General features: G+C 73.2%; 16 protein-coding genes. 7 read left to right on the forward strand and 9 right to left on the reverse strand.

The features are described from left to right. Positions 1-18 precede the first annotated feature (18 nt). On the forward strand, positions 19-714 hold the full coding sequence (locus E1286_RS23220; RefSeq protein ID WP_132615548.1) for a beta-ketoacyl-ACP reductase: 696 nt from the start codon (positions 19-21) through the stop codon (positions 712-714). Between the two features lies 1 nt (position 715). Beyond that, a complete protein-coding gene (gene fabI / locus E1286_RS23225; protein ID WP_132615549.1) occupies positions 716-1,480 on the forward strand; it encodes an enoyl-ACP reductase FabI in 765 nt (254 codons plus the stop codon). Positions 1,481-1,569: 89 nt separating this feature from the next. Here the strand turns inward: fabI and E1286_RS23230 are convergent, their stop codons facing one another. Both E1286_RS23230 and E1286_RS23235 read right to left on the reverse strand, forming a co-directional pair. Then, positions 1,570-2,442 (reverse strand): hypothetical protein, encoded by an 873-nt coding sequence (locus E1286_RS23230; RefSeq protein WP_132615550.1) that lies wholly within the window; start codon positions 2,440-2,442, stop codon positions 1,570-1,572. A gap of 133 nt (positions 2,443-2,575) precedes the next feature. Further along, positions 2,576-3,523, reverse strand: a complete 948-nt coding sequence (locus E1286_RS23235; protein WP_132615551.1) for an aldo/keto reductase — start codon at positions 3,521-3,523, stop codon at positions 2,576-2,578. Between the two features lie 64 nt (positions 3,524-3,587). On the opposite strand from E1286_RS23235, the gene E1286_RS23240 reads away from it, so the two are divergent. The 5 genes from E1286_RS23240 to mshC are packed head-to-tail and all read left to right on the forward strand — an operon-like array spanning position 3,588 to position 7,512. Beyond that, the gene (locus E1286_RS23240) at positions 3,588-4,274 is read left to right on the forward strand and encodes an MSMEG_4193 family putative phosphomutase (protein WP_132615564.1); all 687 of its coding nucleotides are present in this window, start codon (positions 3,588-3,590) and stop codon (positions 4,272-4,274) included. A 9-nt stretch (positions 4,275-4,283) separates the two neighbouring features. Continuing rightward, positions 4,284-4,832 (forward strand): DUF3090 domain-containing protein, encoded by a 549-nt coding sequence (locus E1286_RS23245; RefSeq protein ID WP_132615552.1) that lies wholly within the window; start codon positions 4,284-4,286, stop codon positions 4,830-4,832. A 50-nt stretch (positions 4,833-4,882) separates the two neighbouring features. Then, the gene (locus E1286_RS23250; RefSeq protein ID WP_246075058.1) at positions 4,883-5,596 is read left to right on the forward strand and encodes an SCO1664 family protein; all 714 of its coding nucleotides are present in this window, start codon (positions 4,883-4,885) and stop codon (positions 5,594-5,596) included. A 31-nt stretch (positions 5,597-5,627) separates the two neighbouring features. Next, positions 5,628-6,278: an NRDE family protein gene (locus E1286_RS23255; RefSeq protein ID WP_132615554.1), complete on the forward strand. Its 651-nt coding sequence runs from the start codon at positions 5,628-5,630 to the stop codon at positions 6,276-6,278. 4 nt (positions 6,279-6,282) lie between these two features. Further along, positions 6,283-7,512 carry a cysteine--1-D-myo-inosityl 2-amino-2-deoxy-alpha-D-glucopyranoside ligase gene (mshC, locus tag E1286_RS23260; protein WP_187368208.1) on the forward strand — a complete coding sequence of 410 codons (1,230 nt, stop codon included), beginning with the start codon at positions 6,283-6,285 and terminating at the stop codon, positions 7,510-7,512. A 19-nt stretch (positions 7,513-7,531) separates the two neighbouring features. On the opposite strand, the gene E1286_RS23265 is transcribed toward mshC, so the two are convergent. The 7 genes from E1286_RS23265 to E1286_RS23295 are packed head-to-tail and all read right to left on the reverse strand — an operon-like array spanning position 7,532 to position 14,107. Then, on the reverse strand, positions 7,532-8,494 hold the full coding sequence (locus tag E1286_RS23265) for a UDP-glucuronic acid decarboxylase family protein (RefSeq protein WP_132615556.1): 963 nt from the start codon (positions 8,492-8,494) through the stop codon (positions 7,532-7,534). Continuing rightward, the gene (locus E1286_RS23270) at positions 8,491-9,366 is read right to left on the reverse strand and encodes a glycosyltransferase family 9 protein (protein ID WP_132615557.1); all 876 of its coding nucleotides are present in this window, start codon (positions 9,364-9,366) and stop codon (positions 8,491-8,493) included. Before E1286_RS23270 ends, E1286_RS23265 begins: the two co-directional genes overlap by 4 nt. Further along, the gene (locus E1286_RS23275) at positions 9,357-10,031 is read right to left on the reverse strand and encodes an SDR family oxidoreductase (RefSeq protein WP_132615558.1); all 675 of its coding nucleotides are present in this window, start codon (positions 10,029-10,031) and stop codon (positions 9,357-9,359) included. Before E1286_RS23275 ends, E1286_RS23270 begins: the two co-directional genes overlap by 10 nt. Beyond that, complete coding sequence (locus tag E1286_RS23280) at positions 10,028-11,362, reverse strand: PfkB family carbohydrate kinase (protein ID WP_132615559.1); 1,335 nt, start codon at positions 11,360-11,362, stop codon at positions 10,028-10,030. The genes E1286_RS23275 and E1286_RS23280 overlap by 4 nt, the downstream gene beginning before the upstream one ends. Beyond that, positions 11,359-11,907, reverse strand: a complete 549-nt coding sequence (locus E1286_RS23285; protein ID WP_132615560.1) for a D-sedoheptulose-7-phosphate isomerase — start codon at positions 11,905-11,907, stop codon at positions 11,359-11,361. Before E1286_RS23285 ends, E1286_RS23280 begins: the two co-directional genes overlap by 4 nt. Positions 11,908-11,909: 2 nt before the next feature. Then, positions 11,910-13,097, reverse strand: coding sequence for a glycosyltransferase (locus tag E1286_RS23290; RefSeq protein WP_132615561.1), 1,188 nt, complete (start codon positions 13,095-13,097; stop codon positions 11,910-11,912). Further along, entirely contained in the window at positions 13,094-14,107 is a 1,014-nt protein-coding gene (locus E1286_RS23295; RefSeq protein WP_246075059.1) for a glycosyltransferase family 9 protein, read from the reverse strand. Before E1286_RS23295 ends, E1286_RS23290 begins: the two co-directional genes overlap by 4 nt. Positions 14,108-14,265: the final 158 nt, after the last annotated feature.

Below are 14,265 nucleotides of genomic sequence, written 5' to 3' on the forward strand. Positions count from 1 at the left end.
GGGATAGCGTCAATTGTCATGGCACGCTCTGTACTCGTCACCGGGGGCAATCGCGGCATAGGCCTCGCGATCGCCCGTGAACTCGCCGCGGCGGGCGACGCCGTCGCGGTCACCTACCGATCGGGGGAGCCTCCCGAGGGCCTGTTCGGCGTGCGCTGCGACGTCACCAGCATGGCCGACGTCGAGGCCGCCTTCGACAAGGTCGAGGCCGAGCAGGGTCCGGTCGAGGTGCTGGTGTCCAACGCCGGCATCACCAAGGACACCCTGCTGGCCATGATGAAGGAAGAGACCTTCACCGACGTCGTCGACACCAACCTGACCGGCGCCTACCGCGTGGCCAAGCGGGCCATCCGGCCCATGATGAAGCTCAGGCGCGGCCGGATCATCCTCATCTCCTCCGTCGTCGGCGTGACCGGCCAGGCCGGCCAGACCAACTACGCCGCCTCCAAGGCCGGCCTCATCGGCTTCGCCCGCTCCCTGGCCCGCGAGTACGGCTCGCGCGGCATCACGGCCAACGTCGTCACGCCCGGTTTCGTGGCCACCGACATGACCGCGGAGCTCGACACGGAGGCCATCGTGGCCAACATCCCGCTCGGGCGGCAGGCTACCCCGGAGGAGGTCGCGCGCGTCGTGCGGTTCCTGGCGAGCGACGACGCCTCCTACATCACCGGGGCCGTGATCCCGGTCGACGGCGGACTCGGAATGGGGCACTGACATGGGCATTCTCGAAGGCAAGCGGATCCTCGTGACCGGCGTCCTGGCCGACGCCTCGATCGCGTTCTCGGTGGCCAAGCTGGCTCAGCAGGAGGGCGCCACGGTCGTGCTGACCGGGTTCGGCCGGCTGAGCCTGGTCGAGCGCATCGCCAAGCGCCTGCCGGAGCCCGCGCCGGTGCTGGAGCTCGACGTCCAGAACACCGACCACCTCGACACCCTGGCCGACCGCGTGGGCGAGCACGTCGAGGGGCTCGACGGCGTCGTGCACTCGATCGGCTTCGCCCCGCAGACCGCGATGGGCGGCAACTTCCTCAACACCTCATGGGACGACGTCGCCACCGCGCTGCAGGTCTCGACGTACTCCTTCAAGTCGCTGGCCGTGGCCTGCCTGCCGCTCATGAAGGAGGGCGGCGCGGTCGTCGGCCTCGACTTCGACGCCTCCAAGGCCTGGCCCGTCTACGACTGGATGGGCGTGGCCAAGGCGGGCCTCGAGTCCTGCAGCCGCTACCTCGCCCGCGACCTGGGCAAGCAGAACATCCGCGTCAACCTGGTGGCGGCCGGCCCGCTGCGCACCATGGCGGCCAAGTCCATCCCTGGCTTCAAGGAGTTCGAGGACAGCTGGCCGGACAAGGCCCCGCTGGGCTGGGACCTGTCCGACACGCTGCCGGCGGCGAAGGCCTGCGTGGCGCTGCTGTCCGACTGGTTCCCCGCCACGACGGGCGAGATCGTCCACGTCGACGGAGGCGTCCACGCCATCGGAGCCTGAGCCGGCGCGGGCCGGCCCCCGGGCGGGCCGCCCACCGGGTGGGCGGCGCGCCATGGGGGCGCGCGCCGCCCGTCAGTCTTGTGAAGCGCTCACGCCAGGCGGTGGCGGCCGTTGCCCGCGCGGGCGGGCTCGAACGGGATCGACTCCGCCGGCTCCGCACGGTGGCGGCGCTGCTGCACGATCCGGGTGGCCAGCACCGCCGAGCCGAGCAGCGCGATCGTCAGCACCGTGCCGAGCACGTCGGAGGCCGGCGGCGTGGGGCGCACGACCCGGCGGTCCTGCATCGGCACGGTCAGCTCATGCGCGAACGGGTTGGGCCACAACAGGTCGACCCGTGGCTTGTCGGCGTCGGCCCGCTTCTCACGCACCGGGCGCGGGGTGTCCATGCTCTGCGGCCGGTTCTCCGGCCGCGTCGTGACGGGCGGCGGCACCACCGCGGTGTCGCGTTCGTCCTGGCGCTGCTTGCCGGGCCGCTTCGTACGCTCGGGAGAGGGCGTCGGCCGGCGCGCCGGCTTGTCGACGATCCCGTGCTCCACGCAGGCCGGCACCCCGCGGCAGACGTCCTCCAGGTTCTCCGGCACCAGCGCCGTGCGGGTCGGCCGCGCGGGCTTCGGCGTCCGCGTCGGCTCCTCCTGCCTCTCTGACGGCTGCGACGTGGGCGTGTCCCTGTCGGACGGCGTGGCCGAGGGCCTGGTCGTCGGCACGACCTCGCCCACACGGCCCAGCACCTCGTCGGTCGTCTTGTCCACGCCGGCGGTCAGCTTGTCGGTCGCCCCGCCGGTCAGCGTGTCGACCGTGCCCGTGACCACGTTGACCACGTCGCACAACGTGTTGGTCACCCCCGAGAGCAAGCCTCCCTCGCGCGAGCAGTCCTGCGCGTCCGCCGCGGCCGGCGCCCCCATCGGGACGGCCACCAGCGCCACCGCGAGAACTCCAGCCGGGATCGCGGTCCTGCTCCCCATCCGTCCCCGTCCCCTCCTGCGTCGCCTCCACGAGAAATCTTTATGGACAACGCACGCCAGACGCAGGCGTTTGACGGGTAAAGTTGCGATTCGGTATCGACTAGTGATACGCGAGAGAGCCTCGGGTTCTAAGTCAGTCAAGGGACGACACATCGTCGAGGGCCTCCCGGATCTCCCGCGGCAGCACGACGTCCTCGGCCAGGAGCACACCCTTGAGCTGCGCGTGCGTACGCGCCCCGACGATCGCCGAGGCCACGCCGGGCTGGTCGCGCACCCACGACAGGGCCACCGCCAGCGGCGTGACGCCGAGCCCGTCGGCGGCCGTCATCACCGACTCGACGACCCGGCGGCTGCGCTCGTCGAGGTACGGCCGGACGAAGTCGGCGAAGTGCGGCGTCGCGGCGCGCGAGTCGGCCGGGATGCCGGTGCGGTATTTGCCCGTCAGCACCCCGCGCCCCAGCGGCGACCAGGCCAGCACGCCCACCCCCAGGTGGGCGGCGGCGGGTAGCAGCTCGCGCTCGGGCTCGCGGGCCAGCAGGGAGTATTCGGCCTGCGCCGAGGTGATCGGGATGCGGCCGGGCACGGACTTCTGGGCGACCGCGGCGGCGGCCAGCTGCCAGCCGGTGTAGTCGCAGACGCCGGCGTAGACCGCCCGCCCCGAGGAGACGATCGCGTCGAGCGCGCCCAGGGTCTCCTCCAGCGGCACCTCGTCGTCGTAGGTGTGCAGCTGCCACAGGTCGACGTAGTCGAGCCCGAGGCGGTTGAGCGAGGCGTCGACCGCGGCGATCAGATGGCGGCGGGAGGCGTCGCGCGGCCGGCGACCGGCCGGCGTCACCACCGCCTTGGTGGAGATGACCAGCTCCGAGCGCGGGACGGAGTCGCGCAGCATCCGCCCGAGCAGCCGCTCGGCGTCGCCGCCGGTGTAGACGTCGGCGGTGTCGACGAGGGTGCCGCCGGTGTCGAGGAACGTGCGGAGCTGGGCGGCGGCCTCGTCCGCGTCGGTGTCACGGCCCCAGGTCATCGTGCCGAGCCCCAGCCGGGACACCGACAGACCGCTGTGGCCGACATAGCGCTGCTCCATGATCCCGCCAGGGTACCGTCCGGGCCGATGAAACGTCGTGATCGACGCCTGCGACACTGGCTTGGTGACCACGTTGCTTCTGGCCCGCCACGGGCTGACGGACCTCACCGGGCCGGTGCTGGCCGGCCGCACCCCAGGGGTGCATCTGAGCGACGCGGGCCGGGCGCAGGCCGCCGCGCTCGCCGGGCGCATCGCGGGCGTCGGGCTCGACGCCATTGTCTCCAGTCCGCTGGAACGCTGCAGGGAAACGGCGCAGGCGGTGTCCGGCGGACGCGAGCTCGAGGTCCAGATCGACGAGCGTTTCATCGAGTGCGGCTACGGCGCCTGGACCGGCCGGCCGCTGAAGGAACTCGCCAAGGACCCGCTGTGGCAGGTCGTCCAGGCGCACCCGAGCGCGGCGACATTTCCGGAAGGGGAGTCGCTGGCCGAGATGCAGCACCGGGCGGTCTCCGCCGTCCGGGAGTGGAATCAACGCCTGGGGGAGAAGGCTGTATACCTGGTCTGCAGTCACGGCGACGTGATCAAGGCGATCGTGGCCGACGCGCTGGGCCTCCATCTCGATCATTTTCAACGGATAACGGCCGATCCGGCCGCTCTCACCGTGATTCGCTATGCCCCCTTGCGTCCCTTTGTTCTCAGGATCAACGATATGGGGGAATTGAGGCTCCCCGAGGATTCGGAGGAGAAAGACGGGGGAGAAAACATCACCGGGAGCGATGCCGCCGTCGGCGGTGGATCAGGAACCACGTAAGGTCAGGCTATGCCGGTCTTCGACTACGACCCACCGGAGAGGTTCGTCGCCGGCGCCCTCGGGCAGCCGGGCGCGCGGCACTTCTTTCTGCAGGCCAGGGCCGAGGGCAGACTGACCACGGTGTCGCTGGAGAAATTGCAGGTCGCGGCGCTGGCGGGCAGGCTGGACGAGTTGCTCGACGAGGTGCTGCGCCTCAGCGGGGGCACCGCTCACGTGCCCGCGCTGGCCCCCGCCGACCTGACCGACGAGGGTCCCCTCGACCTTCCGGTCTCGGAGGACTTCCGGGTGGGCACCATGGCGCTGGCCTGGGACGCCGAGAAGTCGCAGGTCGTGATCGAGGCGCAGGAGGTCATCGACGAAGACGACGCCGAGGACGCCGACCCCGCGGTGCTGCGCGTGCGCATCAGCGCGGGCGCCGCACGCGCCTTCACCCAGCGCGCTCTCAAGATCGTCGCCGCGGGCCGGCCGCCCTGCCCCCTGTGCGGCCAGCCGCTCGACGCGGCCGGGCATGTCTGCGTCCGACTCAACGGCTACCGCGGGGGTGAGGCGGCTTCATGACCGCTCCCGAGAGCGAACCGGCCATCAAGCCCCCAGCCCCGCCTCAGACCATGCGTGACGACGAGGCGCTCACGCTGCTGCGCGACGGCAGCCTGGAGGTCGCGGGCCGCCTGGTCGAGGCGACCAACATGACCCTCTACTGCTCCGTCACGCTGGGCGACCGCAAGGCGGCCTGCGTCTACAAGCCCGTACGCGGCGAGCGCCCGCTGTGGGACTTCCCCGACGGCACCCTCGCCGCGCGCGAGGTGGCCGCGTTCGAGGTCTCGCAGGCGACCGGCTGGCGCGTCGTGCCGCCCACGGTCTACCGCGACGGCCCCTTCGGCCCCGGCATGTGCCAGCTGTGGATCGACACCGAGCGGGAGATCGACCTCATGCGGCTGGTCAGGAGCCGCAATCCGGTGGTGCGCCGGATGGCGGTGTTCGACGCGGTGATCAACAACGCCGACCGCAAGGGCGGTCACCTGCTGCCGCTGCCCACCGGCCACGTGTACGGCGTCGACCACGGCGTCTGCTTCGCCGTCGAGGACAAACTCCGCACGGTGTTGTGGCAGTGGCGCGGCAAGCCGCTGGCCCGCGAGGCGGTGGCGGTGCTGGCCAAGCTGGAGCGCGACATCGAGTCCGGCTCCCTGGGGCGGCGGCTGCGCGAGCTGCTGACGCTGGCGGAGGTCGAGGCCACGTGGCGGCGGGTCAGGCGGCTGCTCGACACGGGAGTGCACCCGTACCCGTCGGAGGGGTGGCCGGCCGTACCCTGGCCCCCCATCTGATCATCCCGAACACGTAGATTACGCTTTGCCCATGTGCACGCTGATCGTGAGGACCGGGCGGCCGCTCACGTTCCTCGGGGTGAGAGACGAGTTCACCGACCGGCCCTGGGAGGGGCCCGGCGAGCACTGGCCGGAGTACCCGGGCGTGATCGGCGGGCGCGACCTCAAGGCCGGCGGCACCTGGCTGGCCGTCAACCCGGCGGCCCGTCGCGCCGCGGCGCTGCTGAACGGGCACGGCACCCCCGCGAACGAGACGACCAAGGTCTCGCGGGGCGACCTGGCGCTGCGGGCGGCGTACACGGGGGAGATGCCCGACACCGACCTGACCCACTACGACCCGTTCCACCTGGTGGTCGGTGACCTGGCGCGGGTGCGGCTGTTCAGCTGGGACGGCGAGCGCCTGGCCGTCTCCGAGCTGCCCGAGGGCACCAGCATGGTCGTCAACTCGGGTCTCGATCCCGACAGCGAGCGGGTGGTGGCGTACCTGCCGCGCTTCCGCGAGGCGGCCGAGTGGGGCGAGCTGATCAAGGAGCGGCCGTCCTCCGACCGGGCCGCGCTCATCATCCGGCACGAGCTGCCCGACGGCCGCGTTTTCGCGTCCCTGTCGGCCATGGAGGTCGCGATCACGCCTGAGGGCGTGACGTACGAGTTCGCCGACCTGACGGCGAATCTGGACGGATAGGCTCATTGGCATGAGATCGTGGTCTGCCCCCAACATCCCCAAGCTCCCAGGTGAGAGCGTTCCGCTGCGTCTCTACGACACGTCGGCCAAGCAGGTGCGGCAGACCGATCCCGGGCCCACCGCGCGCATGTACGTCTGCGGCATCACCCCCTACGACGCCACCCACCTCGGCCACGCCAACACCTACCTGGCCTTCGACCTCGTGGGCCGGCTGTGGCGCGACGCCGGCCACGAGGTGCATTACACGCAGAACGCCACCGACGTCGACGACCCGCTGCTGGAGCGGGCCGAGCAGACCGGCGTCGACTGGCAGGAGCTGGCCGAGCGGGAGATCGAGCTGTTCCGGAGCGACATGGAGGCCCTCCGGATCGTGCCGCCCCGCGAGTACGTCGCGGTCACCGAGGTCGTCGGCCGGGTCGCCGACCTGATCTCCAAGCTGGCCGCCAAGGGCGTCACGTACGTCCTCGACGGCGACGTCTACTTCAGCGTGGCCGACGCCCCCAAGTACGGCCAGGTGTCCGGCTACGACGAGCAGAAGATGCTGGCGCTGTTCGCCGAGCGCGGCGGCGACCCCGACCGGCCGGGCAAGCGCCACCCGCTCGACTGGCTGTTGTGGCGGGCCGAGCGTCCCGGCGAGCCCGCCTGGGAGTCGCCGCTCGGGCGCGGCAGGCCCGGCTGGCACATCGAGTGCACCGCGATCGCCCTGGACAACCTGGGCGGCGGTTTCGACGTGGCGGGCGGCGGCTCCGACCTGACGTTCCCCCACCACGAGTGCGGCGCCTCCGAAGGGCACGCGGCGACGGGGGAGTGGCCGTTCGCGAAGTTCTACACGCACGCCGGGATGGTCGGGCTCGACGGCGAGAAGATGTCGAAGTCCAAGGGAAACCTCGTCTTCGTCTCCAAGCTGCGCCAGGAGCACGACCCGATGGCGGTGCGGCTGGTGCTGCTGGCCCACCACTACCGGGCCGACTGGGAGTACACCCCCGGCCTGGTGGCCGAGGCCGAGCGCAGGCTCGCGCGGTGGCGCTCGGCCGTCGCGCTCGCCGCCGCGCCGCCCGCCGAGGAGCTGTCCGCCCGGGTGCGCGAGCGGCTGGCCGACGACCTCGACGCGCCGGGCGCGCTGGCCGCGATCGACGCCTGGGTCGAGCAGGCGCTGGCGGGGCAGGGCTCCGACCCGGCCGCCCCCGCTCTGGTGAAGGACCTGGCCGACGCCCTGCTCGGCGTCGCCCTCTGACGGTACGAGCCGCGGCGGCTCAGACCTTGGCGCGTTCCAATTGTTCGATGGCGGCCAGCTCCTTGGCGAACCACGCGATCGTGCGCCTGAGCCCCTCGGCGGCGGGCACCTTCGCCCGCCAGCCGAGCCGCTCGGCCGCCAGCGTCGTGTCCGGCCGCCGCACCTTCGGGTCGTCGGCCGGCCGGTCCACGAACGTGATCTCCGACGACGACCCGGCCAGCTCCTTGATCATGGATGCCAGCTCCAGCATGGTCAGCTCGTCGGGGTTGCCGATGTTGACCGGCCCGTCGAAGTCGCTGGCGGCCATGGCCATGATCCCCGACACGGTGTCGTCGACGTAGCAGATGGAGCGCGTCTGCGAGCCGTCCCCGGTGATCGTGATGGGCTCGCCGGTCAGCGCCTGCCGGATGAACGTCGGGATCGCCCGGCCGTCGAAGGGCCGCATGCGAGGGCCGTAGGTGTTGAAGATCCGCACCATGCCGGTGTTCACGCCGCGCGAGTGCCGGTAGGCGGTGGTCAGCGACTCGGCGAACCGCTTGGCCTCGTCGTAGACGCTGCGCGGGCCGACCGGGTTGACGTTGCCCCAGTACGTCTCCTTCTGCGGATGCTCCAGCGGGTCGCCGTACACCTCGCTGGTCGATGCCAGCACGAAACGGGCGTTCTTCTCCCTGGCCAGGCCCAGGGCGTGCAGCGTGCCGACGCTGCCGACCCGCAGGGTCTCGATCGGGTAGCGCAGGTAGTCGGCCGGCGAGGCGGCCGAGGCGAAGTGCAGGACGAGGTCCACCCCGCTGGACACGTGCACGTACCCGGTCAGGTCGCACTCGATGAGCCGGAACTGCGGACGGTCGAGCAGGTGCTCGACGTTGCGCGGGCCCCCGGTGAGGAAGCTGTCCATACAGATCACCTCCGCGCCCTCGTCCAGCAGCCGTTCGCACAGATAGGAGCCGAGGAACCCGGCGCCCCCGGTGACCAGAGCCCTCATGACGTGACCTCCATGGCAGCGTCGACGACTTCGGATACCTCGATCTTCAGCAGGCCGGGGTCGGGCCGCTCCCCATGCGGATCCCCGTTCTGCCCCGCCCACAGCGCCACGTGCCGCCAGCCCGGCGGCGGCCCCCACAACGAGGGGGAGACCGGCCCGAACAGCACCACCGACGGCACGCAGAACGCGGTCGCCAGGTGCGCCACTCCGGTGTCGCCGCAGACCACCAGCCGCGACGTGCTCACCAGGTCGATCAGGTCGGCCATCCGGGTCTGCCCGGCCAGCATGCGCTCCGGCGGCAGGTCCGCCAGCTCGGCGACCTTCCTGGCCAGCGGCACCTCGTTCTCGGTGCCGGTGACGACCACGTCGTCGCCGAGCGCGCCGGCGACCTCGGCGAACCGCTCGGGCGGCCAGCGACGCGCCGGGAAGGCGGCCCCCGGATGCACGATCGCGGGGCCCGTCCGGTCGGAGATGCCCAGCGTCAGGTCGGCCGGGTCGGCCGGTATGCCGTGCCATTCCAGCAGCTCGCACCAGCGCCGTACCTCGTGCACGCCGTCCCTCCACGGCGGGCCGGTGCCGAAGCTGATCAGCCTGCCCGGGTCGGTGGCGCGCAGCGCGTCGATGCTCTGCGGCCCCTTCCCATGCAGGTTGACCGCGATGTCCGGCCGTTGGAACGGCACCGGGCCGGGGCCCGACACATCGACGCTCGCGTCGACCGCGCCGGTCAGCGGCAGCAGGGCGTCCAGCGCCCGGGGCGCGGCCAGGGTGATCCGGTGCTTGGGAAAGGCCTGCCGCAGCGCCCGCAGCGCGGGCACGGCCGTGAGCAGGTCGCCCAGGCCGAGCCCGCGAAGCACCAGCAGGTCTAGGGCCATGACGTCTCCGTGGAGGGGCAGACGACGAGCTCTCTCACCTCGCAACCGGCCGGCTGCCGCAGCGCGAAGACCACGGCCTGCGCCACGTCCGCCGGGTCGTTCAGCCCCGCCTCCGGGCCCGGTTTGTACTGTTCGGGACGGCCGTCGAAGAAGCCCGTCCGCATGCCGCCCGGGATGAGCAGGGTGACCCCGACCTCGCCGCGCATCTCGGTCGCGAGCGCCCTGGTGAAGCCGACGACGCCGAACTTCGAGGCCGAGTACGCCGAGGCGTCGCTCAGCGGCCGCAGCCCCAGCGTCGAGGCGCAGGTGACGACCGTGCCCCTGGTGTGCTTCAGGTACGGCAGCGCCGCCCGCACGACCGAGGCGGTGCCCAGCAGGTTGACCTTGATGACGCGTTCCCAGTCGTCGGCGGGCACGTCCTCCAGCCGGCCGCACGCGTCGATGCCGGCGGCCGTCACGACGCCGTGCAGGCCGCCGGCCCGCTCGGCGAGCTCGCGTACGGCCCGCTCGGCCTCGCCGCGGTCCGCCAGGTCCGCCGTGACGTGCTCGAAGCGCTGGTCGGGCGCGCGCACGTCGACGACCAGGGCCTTCCAGCCCTCCTTCTCCACGGCCTCGGCGGTGGCCAGGCCCAGCCCGGAGGCTCCCCCGGTGATCAAAATGTTCACTGGATCTCCCTGATCAGATTCGTTGTCGAACGCCCCGGCAGCGTGCTCAGCACGACGATCTCCGCGCCGAGCCTGCCGAGGACCTCGGATTCGGGCAGCTCTTCCCCCTCGTAGTCGCCGCCCTTCACCCACACGTCGGGACGCAGCTGCTCGATGGCGGCGGCCGGGGTGTCCTGGTCGAACACCATCACCGCGTCCACGCAGCCCAGCGCCCGCAGCACCTCGACCCGGTCGCGCATGTCCACGATCGGCCTGGACGGGCCCTTGAGCCGGCGTACCGAGTCGTCGGAGTTGACGCAGACGACCAGCGCGTCGCCCAGTGCCCTGGCCCGCCGCAGCAGGCTCACGTGGCCGGCGTGCAGCAGGTCGAAGCAGCCGCCCGTGGCGATCAGCCGGCCGCCGGAGGCCCGGGTGAGCTTGGCCACCTCGAGCGCCGTGCGCGGCCGGTCGCCGAGCCGCTGCTCCTGCACCTTGACGCCGGCGGCGCCGCCGCGCTGCACGAAGTGCGAGGCCTCACCGACGCCGACGATCACCGCCTTCTCCGCGTCGGCGCCGCCGGCCAGGGCGAGGGCCGCGGCGCTGGCGAGCCGGTCGCCCGCCCCGCACGCGTCCTGCCCGCCGGCCCGCACCGGCGGCGGCACCCGGGTCAGCGGGCCGCCCTCCACGGCCAGCGCGGCCCCGCGCTCGCCGGTGGTGACGGCCACCGCCTTGGCCCGCAGGGCCCGGACCAGGCTGCGGGCGGCCTGGTCCGGGCCGTGGTAGCCGTCGGGGCACAGCTGCCTGGCCTCCGCCTCGCTGGGCGTCAGCAACGCGCAGCCCGGCATCGGCCGCTCGCCCCTGGGGTGCGGGTCCCACACCACCGGCACGTCGCTCCCGCGCAGCAGCTCCCCGGCCATCCTGGCCACGCCCCTGCCGTAGTCGGAGACCAGCACCGCCCCGGCCGCCGCGATCGCCTCGGCCGCCTCCGGCGTGGGCGAGTAGCGGGCCGTGCCGTCGCCGGTGTCCAGCCGGACCAGCGTCTGGCCGCGTGCCCTGACCCGGGTCTTGCGCACGGTGCCGCCGCGCAGCGGGACCCGTACCAGCTCGACCTCCTCCGACAGCAGCGCGCACAGGCGGTGCCCGTCGGCGTCATCGCCGATCGCCGTCACCAGCACGACCTCGGCGCCGTCACGGGCGGCCAGCAGTGCCGCCAGGCCCGCCCCGCCGGGGCGGGCCTGCTCGGCGCAGACCTCCACCACCGGCACGGGCGCGTCGGGGCAGAGGCGTTCGGCCTCGCCCTCGACGTCCACGTCGAGCAGCGTGTCCCCCAGAACGACCAGCGGTCCCGTCACAGCGCCCCCTCCACCGCGTCGCACAGCAGGTGGATCAGGGCCAGATGCACTTCCTGAACGGTCGCCGTCTCCTCGGCCGGCACCGCGACCGCGTCGTCGCACAGGTCGGCCAGCGGGTTCGGCGCCGGCCCCGTCAGGGCCCAGGCCAGGACCCCGCTCTCCTGTGCCGCCCGGGCCGCGGCCAGCACGTTCGCGCTGGAGCCGCTGGTGGACAGGCACAGCAGCACGTCACCGGGCCGGCCGTGCGCCCGCACCTGGCGGGCGTAGACCTCGTCGGCGCCGTAGTCGTTGACGATCGCCGTCAGTGACGAGGCGTCGCCGTGCAGCGGGATCGCCGCGTACGGCCGCCGGTCGTCGCGGAACCTGCCGACCAGCTCGGCCGTCAGGTGCTGGGCCTCCGCGGCCGAGCCGCCGTTGCCGCAGGCCAGCAGCCTGCCTCCGGCGGCCAGCACACCGGCCAGCTTGCCGCCCCAGGCCCGGACGGTGACCGCGTGGTCGTCGACCTTCTCCAGGGTGTTCCACAGCTTTTCCAGATGAGCATCCATGATCAACCCCCCAGGGCCGCCAGGCGGCACACCTTTCCGTCGATGACCTGCGCGTACACGGCTTCCGTCTGCTCGGCCACGCGCGGCCAGCCGTAGCGGGCGCGGGCCCTCCTCGCCCCGGCGGCGCCCAGCGCCGCCCGCCGTTCCCGGTCGCCGAGCAGGTCCTTCAGCGCCCTGGCCAGCGCCCGCGGGCGGCGCGGCGGCACGAGCACGCCGCAGCCCGCGACCGTGTCCAGGTGGCCGCCGACCGCCGAGGCCACGACCGGCACGCCGCACGCCATCGCCTCCACCGGCACCATGCCGAACGGCTCGTACCACGGCACCGTGACCACCACGTCGGCCGCGCGCATCAGCGCCGGGACCTCCCGGCGCGGGACGCTGCCGATCACGTGGACGCGGTCGTCGATGCCGTAGCCCTCGGCCAGCTCCCGCAGCCGGACGACCTCCGTGTCGTCCCGGCTGCCGCCCGCGATCACCAGCTCCGCCCCGGGCAGCTGGCGCAACGCCCTGATCACGGTGTCCACGCCCTTGCGCGGCACCATGCGGCCGATGCTGAGCACCATGGGGCCGTCCGTACGCGGTGCGACCGGACCCTCCGGGCAGAACGCCGACAGGTCCACCCCGCACGGCACGACCATGACGCGGTGCTCGGGGACGCCCATCGCGACCAGTTCGCCCACCTCGTCGCTGCAGGTGGCCACCACGGCGTCGGCGCGCTGGCCGATCTCCCGCTCGGTCTCCAGGCGGTGCGCGGGGCTCGTGTCGGCCTCGCCCTGCCAGCGCCGCTTCACCGTGCCGAGCGCGTGGAACGTCTGCACCACGGGCACGCCGCGCGCCGCCCGCAGCGCCGCCTGGCCGCTCATCCAGAAGTGCGCGTGGATCACGTCCGGTGGGTGTTCGGACCAGCGCCGGGCCAGCCGCTCGGTGAACTCCGGCATGAACGGCGGCAGCTCGTCCTTCGGCACGGGAGCCGCCGGGCCGGCCGTGACGTACTCGACCGTGACGCCCGGCGCCAGGGGCACCGACTCCGGCTGCTCCCGCGAAGTCCGCCGGGTGTGGACCACGACCGTGTGCCCGCGCTCGGCGAGGGCCACCGCCAGCGCGGCGACGTGCACGTTCTGGCCGCCGGAGTCCACGCCTCCGACCGCGGCCAGCGGGTCGGCGTGTTCCGAGATGAGATCCACCTTCACTGCGTCAGCTCCCTCACTGCCTTGACCACCTGCTCACTGGTCACCTGCGACAGGCACGGATGTCCGGGCACCGGGCACAGGCGCGCCCGGGTGCCCCGGCAGGGCGCGTCCTGGTCGCCGAGCAGCACCGCGGGCACCCCGTACGGCGCCCACCGCGCCGCGGGGACGACGGGGGCGAACAGGCTCACGACCGGGGTGCCGACCGCCGCCGCCAGGTGCGCCGGGCCGGTGTTGCCCGTCACGAGCACGCCGGCGCCCTCGATCACGGCGGCCAGCTCGGCCAGCGTCGTCCGGCCGCCCAGGTCCGCGGCGTCGCCGCCGGCGACGTAGGCGGTCAGGTCGCGCTCGGTGCCGGTCACGACGACCCGGTGGCCGTCCTCGGTCAGCTCCCGGACGGTCTGCCGGTGCCGTTCCGCGGGCCACGTACGGGCGGGGGCGGAGGTACCGGGGTGCACCACGACGTACGAACCGTCGCCGGCGAACGCGCCGATGTCCGGCAGCGGCCGCCGGACCGCGAGCCCGCCGTCGTCGCCGTCGGGCAGCTCGAACCCGGCCGCCCGCGCCACCGCCAGCATCCGCTCGGCCTCCGGCACGTCGACGTCCTCGTCCACCCGGTGGCGGACGTCCAGCAGCGAGCCGGGGTAGTCGTTGCTGATCGCGGTGATCCGGCCGACCCCCGCCAGCCGGAGCAGCAGCGCCAGCGGCAGCGCCGACTGGTGGAACGAGGTGAGGATCACCGCCTCGTCCACGCCGCGCACCCTGCCGACCAGATCGGCGACCCGCTCCTCGGTGACGGGCGGCGGGGTGTGGTCGATCCACGGCGCGTGCCACGTGACCACCCGGTCGACGCCGGGCAGCAGCTCCGCGGCCGCCCGGCCACGCGGACCGGCCAGGAAGACCACCTCGCGGGCCAGCGTGCGCACGGCCCGCACGGCGGGTCCGGCCAGCAGCACGTCCCCGGCGTCGTCGAGCCGGGCCACGAGCACGCGCCCGCGCATGCGATCGGTCATCGGCGTACCTTCCATTCCCCCCGCAGCCGGTGCGCGCAGGCGACCGGCGGGATCACCACGCTGGTGAGCACCATGCGCAGCACCTCGTCCGGGGTGCGCGGCCCCGGCGTGACGCGCCGCCAGGCGAACTCGGCGGTCAGCGCCCCCCACCCGAGACC

The organism is Nonomuraea terrae (assembly GCF_004348995.1).
In the GTDB taxonomy this organism is placed as follows: Bacteria; Actinomycetota; Actinomycetes; order Streptosporangiales; family Streptosporangiaceae; genus Nonomuraea; species Nonomuraea terrae.